The 5,425-nt window shown below is 68.0% G+C and carries 6 protein-coding genes; 5 read left to right on the top strand and 1 reads right to left on the bottom strand.

Features of this window, described 5'->3' with window-relative positions:
• The 5 genes from lgt to AX681_RS09335 form a co-directional block, all read left to right on the top strand.
• A partial coding sequence (gene lgt / locus AX681_RS09355) for a prolipoprotein diacylglyceryl transferase (protein ID WP_066682128.1) occupies nucleotides 1–873 on the top strand: 873 nt, incomplete at its 5' end.
• A 51-nt stretch (nucleotides 874–924) separates the two neighbouring features.
• A complete protein-coding gene (locus AX681_RS09350) occupies nucleotides 925–1,989 on the top strand; it encodes a class I SAM-dependent methyltransferase (RefSeq protein ID WP_066682125.1) in 1,065 nt (354 codons plus the stop codon).
• The gene (locus tag AX681_RS09345) at nucleotides 1,986–2,510 is read left to right on the top strand and encodes a GNAT family N-acetyltransferase (RefSeq protein WP_066662882.1); all 525 of its coding nucleotides are present in this window, start codon (nucleotides 1,986–1,988) and stop codon (nucleotides 2,508–2,510) included. Before AX681_RS09350 ends, AX681_RS09345 begins: the two co-directional genes overlap by 4 nt.
• Entirely contained in the window at nucleotides 2,507–3,277 is a 771-nt protein-coding gene (pgeF, locus tag AX681_RS09340; RefSeq protein ID WP_066662880.1) for a peptidoglycan editing factor PgeF, read from the top strand. The genes AX681_RS09345 and pgeF overlap by 4 nt, the downstream gene beginning before the upstream one ends.
• Nucleotides 3,278–3,334: 57 nt before the next feature.
• Nucleotides 3,335–4,660, top strand: coding sequence for a cystathionine gamma-synthase family protein (locus tag AX681_RS09335; RefSeq protein ID WP_066662877.1), 1,326 nt, complete (start codon nucleotides 3,335–3,337; stop codon nucleotides 4,658–4,660).
• A 7-nt stretch (nucleotides 4,661–4,667) separates the two neighbouring features.
• Here AX681_RS09335 and AX681_RS09330 read toward each other — a convergent pair.
• Nucleotides 4,668–5,425 (bottom strand): alpha/beta hydrolase (locus tag AX681_RS09330; RefSeq protein ID WP_066682112.1); only part of this gene is annotated, 758 nt, incomplete at its 5' end.

The raw sequence follows: 5,425 nt of genomic DNA, 5'->3' as shown, positions 1-5,425 counted from the left end.
GCGCAAGCGACATCCCATATCCAGTTCAGCGACCTCGGCCTGCATTCGGTCGCGCTGAACCTCGGCTTCTTCACGCTCAAATGGTATTCGCTCGCCTATATTGCGGGCATCCTGGTCGGCTGGTGGTATCTGCTCAAGCTGCTGGCCCAGCCCGGAGCGCCGATGGCGCGCCGCCATGCCGATGACATGGTGTTCTACGCCACCATCGGCATCATCGTCGGCGGGCGGCTCGGCTATGTGATCTTCTACCAACCGGCCCTGTTCCTCGAACCGCTCAAGCTGGTGCAATTGTGGGAAGGCGGCATGTCCTTCCACGGCGGCACGATCGGCGTGATGCTCGCGATCCTGTGGCTGTGCCGCAAGGAACAGCTCAACTGGCTGCGGGTCCACGACTATGTTGCCTGCTGCGTCCCCTTCGGCCTGTTCTTCGGGCGAATTGCCAATTTCGTGAATGGCGAGCTGTGGGGTCATCCCACCAATGTGCCATGGGGCATCGTCTACGACATGCGCGATCTCACCCAGCCGACCGGCGAAACCTTCGCGCGTCACCCCAGCCAGCTCTACGAAGCGGGGCTTGAGGGCCTCGTCGTCGGCCTGGTCCTGTGGTTCCTCTTCTGGAAGACCGACGCGCGCTATCAGCCGGGCAAGCTCGTCGGCACCTTCATCCTCGGCTATGGCCTGTCGCGCTGGTTCGTTGAATTCTTCCGCGAGCATGACGCGCAGTTCGACGGCACCATCTTCGCGACGCCCGGCCTGCACATGGGCCAGCTGTTGACGCTGCCGATGATCTTCGGCGGCCTCTACCTCATCGCCACCGCGAAAAAGCGGCGCGAGCGGGTCGAGCCCTTTGCGGGCGATCAGACCGTTGCGTAAATCTCCCCTCCCGCTTGCGGGAGGGGTTGGGGGAGGGCATGTCGCCAAGCGATGACCGAACAGGCTAATCCAGACGGCCCGCTGCCCGAGCGCATCGCCCGCGCCATCACCCTGGCCGGGCCGATCCCGCTCTCGCAATATATGGGCGCGGCCAACACCCATTATTACGCGACCCGCGATCCGCTCGGCACGCGCGGCGACTTCACCACAGCGCCCGAGATCAGCCAGATGTTCGGCGAACTCGTCGGCCTCGCACTCGCCGATCTGTGGGACCGCGCCGACCGCCCCGACTGCCATTATGTCGAGCTTGGCCCGGGTCGCGGCACGCTCGCCAGCGATGCGCTGCGCGCGATGCGCAGCGCCGGCCTGACCCCGCCGGTGCATTTCGTCGAAAACAGCCCGATGCTGCGCGCCGAACAGGCCAAGGCAGTGCCGAACGCCGAATGGTCGCTCGATCTGGTCGGCCTGCCCGATGACCAGCCGCTGCTGGTCGTCGCGAACGAATTCTTCGACGCGCTCCCGATCCGGCAATTGGTCAAGACGCCACAAGGCTGGCGCGAGCGGCTGGTCGCGTGTCAGGACACCTTGTTCATCCCCGTGATCGGCAACACCATCTTCGATCTGATCATCCCGCCGCAGTTCCGCGACGCGCCCGAAGGCTCGATCCTCGAAACCTCGCCCCCCAGCGTCGCGATCCTGCGCGCGCTCGCCGCGCGTTTGTTGCAACAGGGCGGCGCCGCGATCGTCATCGACTATGGCTATGCCGGCCCCGCGATCGGCGACACGCTGCAGGCGGTGCGCGGCCACGCCTATGTCAATCCGTTCGAGGATCCGGGTGAGGCGGACCTCACCGCGCATGTCGATTTCGGCACGCTGATCGAAGCCGCGCGGGTCGAGGGGCTGGAGGCGTACGGCCCCGTCACTCAGGGTGCATGGTTGCGAGAGCTCGGCATCGAACCGCGCGCCGACGCCCTCACCCGCGCCGCCCCCGACCGCGCCGCCGACATCGCCGCCGCGCGCGACCGGTTGATCGGGGACGACGCGATGGGCGACTTGTTCAAGGTCGTCGCGCTGACCGCTCCCGGCTGGCCGATCCCGGCGGGATTTGCGGAATGACGATCACGGCCACCCTCACCATCGACACCCCCACCCCCGCCGACGCCGCCGCGCTCGACGCGATGGCGGAGGCGAGCTGGCGCGACACCTTTGCCCATTTCTACAAGCCCGAGGATCTCGCCGCTTTTCTCGACGAGAATTTCGGCGAAGACGGCCGCCTGCGCCGCGACCTCGCCAACCCGGCGATCACCTGGGCCGTCGCCCGCGCCGACGGTGTCATTGCCGGCTATGCCAAGATGGTCCCGCCGACCCTCGAACAGGCCGGCCCGGCCGACGCGCAGCTCTCGCAACTCTATGTTGCGACCGACTGGCACGGACGCGGCGTCGCGCAGGCGTTGATGGACTGGGCGATGACCACCGCCCGCGCCCGCCGCGCGCCGGCGCTGCTGCTGACGGTGTTCGAGGAAAACCACCGCGCCATCGCCTTCTACGCCAAATATGGCTTCGTCCATGTCGGCGACTATGCCTTCCCGGTCGGCCGCCAGATCGACCGCGACCTCGTGATGCGCCTGGCGCTGTGAGCGAAGCGCTCACCATCCTGCGCGCCGCCGCGCTCGACGGTGTCGCGCATGGCTTCATGGGCCGCACCGGCGGCGTCACCAGCGGCCCCACCGCCAGCCTCGACATGGGCCGCCGCGGCCTGCCCCCCACGCCCGAGCTCCAGGAAAACCAGCGCCGCGTGATCGCCGCCATCGCGCCCGGCAGCCGCCTCGCCACGGTCCATCAGGTCCACTCCCCCGACGCCGTGATCGTCGGCGCGGACTGGGACGAGGCTAACCGCCCCCACGGCGACGCGCTCGTCACCGACCGTCCCGGCGTGCTGCTCGGCATCCTCACCGCCGACTGCGCGCCGGTGCTGTTCGCCGACCGCGAAGCAGGCGTCATCGCCGCCGCCCATGCCGGGTGGAAGGGCGCGCTCCACGGCGTCACCGACGCGACCCTCGCCCGCATGGAGGAACTCGGCGCAGACCGCGCCCGCATCGCCGCCGCTATCGGCCCCTGCATTGCCCGCGCCAGCTACGAAGTCGACGACGCCTTCCTCACCCGCTTCGCCGCCACCGACCCGGCGAACGAGCGCTTCTTCACCCCCGGCAAGCCCGGCCACCACCAGTTCGATCTCGAGGCCTATGTCGTCCACCGCCTCGCCGCCGCGGGCCTGCGCCGGATCGAGGCGCTCGGCGCGGACACCTATGCCGATCCCGCGCGTTTCTTCAGCTATCGCCGCGCGACGCACGAAGGCGCACCCGATTACGGCCGCCAGATTTCGGTGATCGCATTGACGGAGTGACGGATCGGTGCGACGGCTGCGGCAATTAGTTTCATCTGATACCAGGAGCGGCCCGCCATGACCGACACGCCCGACCAGACCCCCGACGAAGCCGCAATCACCGGCGCTCCCGCCCGCCGCCGCCCCAAGCCCTCCGCCGACACGATCGGCAATCGCAAGCTCAGCCCGGCGACCATGATGATGGGCCATGGCTATGATCCGATGCTGTCGGAAGGCTCGCTCAAGCCCCCGATCTTCGCCACCTCCACCTTCGTCTTCCCCAACGCCGCCGCGGGCAAGCGCCATTTCGAGGGCGTCACCGGCAAGCGTCCCGGCGGCGCCGAGGGTCTCGTTTACTCCCGCTTCAACGGCCCCAACCAGGAAATCCTCGAGGATCGCCTGGGCGTGTGGGAAGAGGCGGAAGACGCCCTCGCCTTCTCCTCCGGCATGTCCGCCATCGCCACTTTGTTCCTCGCGATGGTCAAGCCCGGCGACACGATCGTGCACAGCGGCCCGCTCTACGCCGCCACCGAAACGCTGATCGCGCGCATCCTCGGCAAGTTCGGCGTCCACTGGCTCGACTTCCCCGCCGGCGCGACGCGCGAAGAGATCGACGCGGTGCTGTCCAAGGCCGCATCGGGCAATGTCGCCCTCATCTATCTCGAAAGCCCCGCCAATCCGACCAACGTGCTGGTCGATGTCGAAGCCGTCGCCGCCAGCCGCGACGCGATCTTCACCGGCGCCAACAAGCCGCCGATCGCGATCGACAACACCTTCCTCGGCCCGCTCTGGGCCCAGCCGCTCAAGCAGGGTGCCGACCTCGTCGTCTATTCGCTGACCAAATATGCCGGGGGCCATAGCGACCTCGTCGCGGGTGGCGTGCTGGGGTCAAAGGACCACATCAACACCATCCGCCTGATGCGCAACACCATCGGCACGATCTGCGACCCCAACACCGCGTGGATGCTGCTGCGCTCGCTGGAGACGCTCGAACTGCGCATGAGCCGCGCTGGCGAAAACGCCGCCAAGGTCTGCGAATACCTCCGCACCCACCCCAAGGTTGAAAGCGTCGGCTATCTCGGCTTCCTTGAGGAGGGCAGCCGCCAGCGCGACATTTACGACCGCCACTGCACCGGCGCCGGATCGACCTTCTCGCTCTACTTGAAGGGCGGCGAGAAAGAGGCGTTCGCCTTCCTCGACAGCCTCAAGATCGCCAAGCTCGCGGTCAGCCTCGGCGGCACCGAGACCCTCGCCAGCGCCCCCGCCGCAATGACCCACCTCTCGGTCCCCGACGCGCGCAAACAGGCGCTCGGCATCACCGACAATCTGGTCCGCATCTCGATCGGCGTCGAGAACGCCGACGACCTGATCGCGGACTTCGAGGAGGCGCTGAAGGCGGTTTAACTCGCCCTCAACGCGCCCGGTCGAGAAACGCGAGCGGAATGTCGATCCGCTCGCGCCACGCCCGCTCATTATGCTCGGTGCCGGTGAAGCTGCGCAACTCGAACGTCCGCCCCGGCACCCAGCCCAGCGTCGGCAGCATCGCATCGACCGCCTTGACGAACGGCGGATAGGCCGCGTCCAGCGTCATCGTGCCATGGTCGAGATAGACGCGGTTGCGCGCCGGATCGAACGCGCTCCCCGCCAGCCAGGCGCGCAGCGCCCGCGCCACCGCCTCCGGCCCCTCGGGCGGGCGACTATAGGGTGCCATCGGCGCCGCCAGCGGCAAATGGATCGACAGGCACGCCGCCTGTCCGAACACGCGCGGATACTCCCCGATCGCATAGAGCGAGATCAGCCCGCCCATCGACGATCCCATCACCGACGTGTCCGCCGACCCCGCCAGCGTGCGGAACCGCCGGTCGATCGCCGGCTTCAGCTCATCGACGATGAAGCGCAGATAGGCGTCGCCCAGCAACGGCCCGCCCGCCATCTCCAGCACCGCCGCGCGATACGCCTCGGGCAGATGCGCCGCCACCTTCTCCGGGAAATATTCGCGGTAGCGCGCCGCCGTGTTCACGATCCCGACCACGATCGTGTCGCGCAGATCGCCGCGCGCCGCCATCCGCGTGATCGCCTCGTCCACGCCCCACTCGCCGGCGAACGCTGCCTTGCCATCGAACAGATTCTGCCCGTCATGCATGTAGATCACCGGAAACCGCCCCGACC

Source organism: Sphingomonas sp. CCH9-E2, assembly GCF_001557215.1.
In the GTDB taxonomy this organism is placed as follows: Bacteria; Pseudomonadota; Alphaproteobacteria; order Sphingomonadales; family Sphingomonadaceae; genus Sphingomonas.
This window is presented reverse-complemented; position numbering and strand designations above follow the sequence as displayed.

Coding starts and splice junctions, on each gene's coding strand:
- AX681_RS09350 (WP_066682125.1), top strand. CDS start 925: ATGACCGAACAGGCTAATCCAGACGGCCCGCTGCCCGAGCGCATCGCC.
- AX681_RS09345 (WP_066662882.1), top strand. CDS start 1,986: ATGACGATCACGGCCACCCTCACCATCGACACCCCCACCCCCGCCGAC.
- AX681_RS09335 (WP_066662877.1), top strand. CDS start 3,335: ATGACCGACACGCCCGACCAGACCCCCGACGAAGCCGCAATCACCGGC.